The sequence below is a fragment of the Kitasatospora nipponensis genome, assembly GCF_039528135.1.
Classification (GTDB): Bacteria; Actinomycetota; Actinomycetes; order Streptomycetales; family Streptomycetaceae; genus Kitasatospora; species Kitasatospora nipponensis.
Genome location: NZ_BAAALF010000336.1, coordinates 1 through 4,390, shown reverse-complemented (window position 1 = coordinate 4,390; position 4,390 = coordinate 1). Strand labels below are relative to the sequence as shown.

Annotated in this window: 3 protein-coding genes; 2 read left to right on the top strand and 1 reads right to left on the bottom strand. The window is 77.6% G+C overall.

Translation table 11 applies throughout. The annotated features are described in order from the left end of the window. The coding region (locus ABD323_RS39615; RefSeq protein WP_344446960.1) for a hypothetical protein at window positions 1-2,083 on the top strand (2,083 nt) is incomplete at its 5' end. On the opposite strand, the gene ABD323_RS39610 is transcribed toward ABD323_RS39615, so the two are convergent. Continuing rightward, window positions 2,074-2,742 carry a class I SAM-dependent methyltransferase gene (locus tag ABD323_RS39610; RefSeq protein ID WP_344446959.1) on the bottom strand — a complete coding sequence of 223 codons (669 nt, stop codon included), beginning with the start codon at window positions 2,740-2,742 and terminating at the stop codon, window positions 2,074-2,076. The genes ABD323_RS39615 and ABD323_RS39610 overlap by 10 nt on opposite strands. Window positions 2,743-2,975: 233 nt before the next feature. Between ABD323_RS39610 and ABD323_RS39605 the strand changes: the two genes are divergently transcribed. Beyond that, window positions 2,976-4,390 (top strand): diaminobutyrate--2-oxoglutarate transaminase family protein (locus ABD323_RS39605; protein WP_344446961.1); only part of this gene is annotated, 1,415 nt, incomplete at its 3' end.

The window sequence follows — 4,390 nt, the reverse complement described above, 5'->3', positions numbered from 1 at the left end:
GGCCCGCCCCCCCCGCCCGCCCGCGGAGGCGCCGCCGGTCCCCGGGGGGAGGGCGGACCGGGTCGGCGGCGCCCGGACCGACGACACCGGCGCCGACGGCGTCTACGCCTACGGCGACGACCTGCTCCGACTCCAGGCCGCGCTGGCCGACATGCAGGAGGAGTTGGCGGGCGTGCTGCGGATCGCGGCGGGCACCCGACCGCTCGCCGTGCTGGTGGACGACCTGCAGGCGGTGCTCGACGAGCCGGCCGGCTTCTGGCTGCTGGACCTGCTGGCCGAGCTGACCCCGGCCCTGGTCGTGCACGCCCGGCGCCCGGAGTGCGACCTGGGCCCCGGGGCGCCCGCGGTCCGCGGACTGCGGCTCGGCCCGATGACGGCGGCGGACACCCGCGGGTACACGGTGCGCCGGCTGCTGGACCGCGGCTGGCAGTCCGGAGCGGCGCGCGCCTGCGCGGCCACGATCCACGCCGTCACCGGTGGGCACCCGATCGACGTGGCGACCTGCTGCGAGATCGTCGCGGGCGCGCTGGCGCCGGACACGCCACCCGGTCCGGTCCGCGAGCACCTGCTCGGCGGTGACCTGCGCTGGGGCGAGTCCGCCGGCGCGGTGCGCGGCTACGTCGACGGCACGGTGAGCCGCATCCTGGGCCGCGAGGTCGAACTGTTCGACCGCCTGGTGGTGCTGCGGCGCTGCACGCTGGAGGTGCTGCGGGTGGTGCTGCCGGAGGCGGCGGACATCCCGCAGGCCGTCGAGCGGGTGCACGACCGGCTGGGACGCTGCGGCTTCGTCACCGCCTTCGACGACGACCGCCGGCAGGGCTGGCGGCTGCACGATTACCTGCGCCAGGACGCCGAGCGCCGGCTGCGCGCCGAGCAGCCCGAGCGGTACGCCGCGCTGCACCGGCCGGTCGAGGCGCACTACCGCGAGGCCCTCACCTTCGACACCGAGATCGTCGACGAGGAGTCGGCGCACGCGGTGGGCTGCCGGTTCGAGGACCCGCGCTGGCAGCAGAACTGCCAGGAGTGGCTGCATCACGTCGGCCTGCTGCCGCCGGCCGACCGGGCCGCCGCCGACCGGTCGCTGATCCGGCTCTTCGTCGAGGTCTTCTGGTGGTGGGACGCCGAGGTGCCCTCACGGTTCTGCGGCGAGCTGCTGGCGGCCTACCGGGCCCTGCCCGACGCCGCGGACCGGCCGTGGATCGCCTGGCTGGACGACTTCCGGGCCGGTTACGTGGCCGGCCGCGAGCAGCAGCGGCCGGGCCGGGACGCGGCGCGCTGGGCGCAGGCCGCCGGTGCGCTGGACCGGCTCGGCCGGCTGCTGGGGATCCGTCGCGCCCGCTGCCCGCAGGACGGCGACCGGCGGCGGATCCACCTGCTGTTCTGCTGCCTGGCCGGTGACGTCGCCTGGTACGGCAGCCCGGGGCAGTCGCCCGACGCGCAGCGCGCCGCCCAGTGGTACCGGGCGGCGGCCGAGTCCTGCACCGCGCCGGACGAGCACTGGATCGGCAGCTGGGCGCTGTGGTGCGAGGCGCAGGTGTGGCTGGGGGTGGCGCCGGAGCGCTCACGGGACCTGCTCGCCGGCATCGAGGAGCGGATCGACGCGGACCAGGACAACGAGCTGCGGGCCCTGGTGGCCGGGACGTTCGGGGACCTGTGCTGGGTGCAGGGGCGGTGGCGGCAGGCCTTCGACTGCTACGCGCGGGCGGCGCTGCACGCCTTCGTCTACAACGTGCGCCAGGAGACGGTGCGCCAGCTGCCCAGCGACTACACGGTCGCGCTCTACCACGCGGCGGTCCGCCGGGTGGAGGAGCGCTGCCGGCAGGCCCGGGCGGCCGGTGAGGGGGAGCTGGTCGAGGAGGCGCTGGCCCGGATGCGGGACTGGTTCGCGCCCTACTGGCGGCTCGCCGAGGACCAGGGACCCGGCGCCGCGGCGCCGGCCCCCGGGGTGACGGGTCTGCCGCCGGGGGCGCAGCGCGGTGACCTGGGCCGGGGTGACACGCCGTTCGCCGAACGGGTCGGCGAGCTGGTCACCGTGATGCGGCGCCAGCTGGCCGAACCCCTGCAGGACCCGCTCTACGGCTGAGCCGTCCCGGCGGTCCGGCGACCCTGGGGCCCGGTCCGGGTGGCCAGGGCCAGGAAGCGGGTCCCCTCGTCGGCGTAGTCGGTCAGTTCCCAGCCGGCGGCGGCCAGCAGCGGGCGCAGGTTGGGCTCGGCCCGCAGGTCGTCGGGGGTGAGCGCGCGACCGTGCCGGGCGGCCAGCGCGGCCCGGCCGATGGGGTGGAAGAGCGCGAGCCGGCCGCCGGAGCGGGTGACCCGGGCGAGCTCGCCGAGCGCGGCGGCGGGTTCGGGCAGGTGCGCGATCAGCCCCGCGGCGAAGACGGCGTCCAGCACCGCCGGGCGCAGCGGGAGCCGGCCGCAGTCGGCGACGACCAGCGTGGCGAGCGCGTCGCGGCCCTCGTGGGCGGCCTGCCGCAGCATCTCGGGGGTCAGGTCGACGCCCAGCACCGTCCCGCTCGCGCCGCCCGCCCGGCGCAGCGCGGGCAGCGCGGGCCCGGTGCCGCAGCCCGCGTCCAGCACGTCCTGGCCGGGGCGCGGCCCGAGTGCGGCGACCGCTGCCCGGTAGCGCGGGCCGTCGTCGGGGAAGCGCAGCTCCCAGTCGGCGGCGCGCGGGGCGAAGAACTCCCGGGTGCGGGCCAGTTCGGCGGCGTGATCGGCGGCGCGGTCGGCGGACGGTGTGGACATGGCGGCGGCCTTCCCGGGCGCGGGTGCGGGCCGCGGCGTGCTGCCGGTGCGCCCGCGGCGGTGGGCCGGTGGGCGCGGCCCGTGGTCAGCGCAGCGTACTACCGGGCGCCGACCCGTGACCTGAGGCCGACCAGCTCGTTGAACCGGGCACGGCGCGTGCCTGACGCCCCATAAACTGAGGTTAGCCTTGCCTAACTTTTAGTCTGGGAGTCCCCGTGTCCCTCGCCTCCGCCATGCCCCCGGTGCCCGCCGCCCCCGACCCCGCGCCGCCCGGCGCCGCGCTCGCGGCGGGTCCCGGCGAGCCGATCCTGCGCCGTCAGCGGGTGCGCGAATCCGCCGCCCGGACCTACGCCCGCTCGTTCCCGATCGTGCCGGTGCGCGCCCACGGCCTGACGGTGGAGGGCGCCGACGGCCGCCGCTACCTCGACTGCCTGGCGGGCGCGGGCACCCTCGCCCTGGGGCACAACCACCCGGTGGTGCTGGAGGCGATCCGGCGCACCCTGGACAGCGGCGCGCCGCTGCACCTGCTCGACCTCGCCAGCGCCGAGAAGGACGACTTCACCAGCACGTTGCTGGCGAGCCTGCCCGCCGAGTTCGCCGCCAGGGCCCGGGTGCACTTCTGCAGTCCGGCCGGGACGGACGCGGTGGAGGCCGCCCTCAAGCTGATGCAGACCGCCACCGGGCGCCGCGGCGCGCTCGCCTTCACCGGCGGCTACCACGGCATGACGGCCGGCGCGCTGGCGCTGACCGGCAACGTGGCGGTCAAGGAGCCGCTGCCCGGCGGGGGCGACGTCACCCGGCTGCCCTACCCCTTCTCCTACCGCTGCCCGTTCGGCGTGGGCGGCGCGGAGGGGGAGCGGCTGGCCGTGGTCTACACCGAGCGGCTGCTCGACGACCCCTCGGGCGGCGTGGTGCGGCCGGCGGCGATGGTCGTGGAGGCGGTCCAGGGCGAGGGCGGCGCGGTGCCGGCCCCCGACGGCTGGTTGCGCGAGATGCGCCGGATCACCGCCGAGCGCGGGATCCCGCTGATCCTGGACGAGGTGCAGAGCGGCGTCGGGCGCACCGGGGCGATGTGGGCGGTCGAGCACAGCGGTGTGGTGCCGGACGCGATGGTGCTCTCCAAGGCGATCGGCGGCAGCCTGCCGCTGGCGGTGGTGGTCTACCGCGAGGAGTACGACGGCTGGCGACCCGGCGCGCACACCGGCACCTTCCGCGGCAACACGCTGGCGATGGCGGCCGGGGCGGCCACCCTGCGCTACGTGGCCGCCCACGGACTGGCCGACCGGGCCGAGCTGCTCGGGCGCCGGGTGATCGCCGAACTGACCGCACTGAAGCCGCGGTTGGCGGCGATCGGCGACGTGCGCGGGCGCGGCCTGATGCTCGGCGTCGAGCTGGTGGACCCGCACGGCACCCCCGACGCCGGCGGCACCCGGCCGGCCGCGCCGCGGCTCGCCGTGCGGGTGCGGGAGGCGTGCCTGGCGCGCGGGCTGATCGTCGAACTCGGCGGCCGGCACAACGCGGTGCTGCGCCTGCTGCCGCCGCTGACCATCACCGACGAGCGGCTGCGCGCCGTGCTCGACCGGCTGGCCGAGGCGATCGAGGACGGCACCGCGCTGGCCGCCGCCGAGCCGGCCCGGGAGGCCGGCTG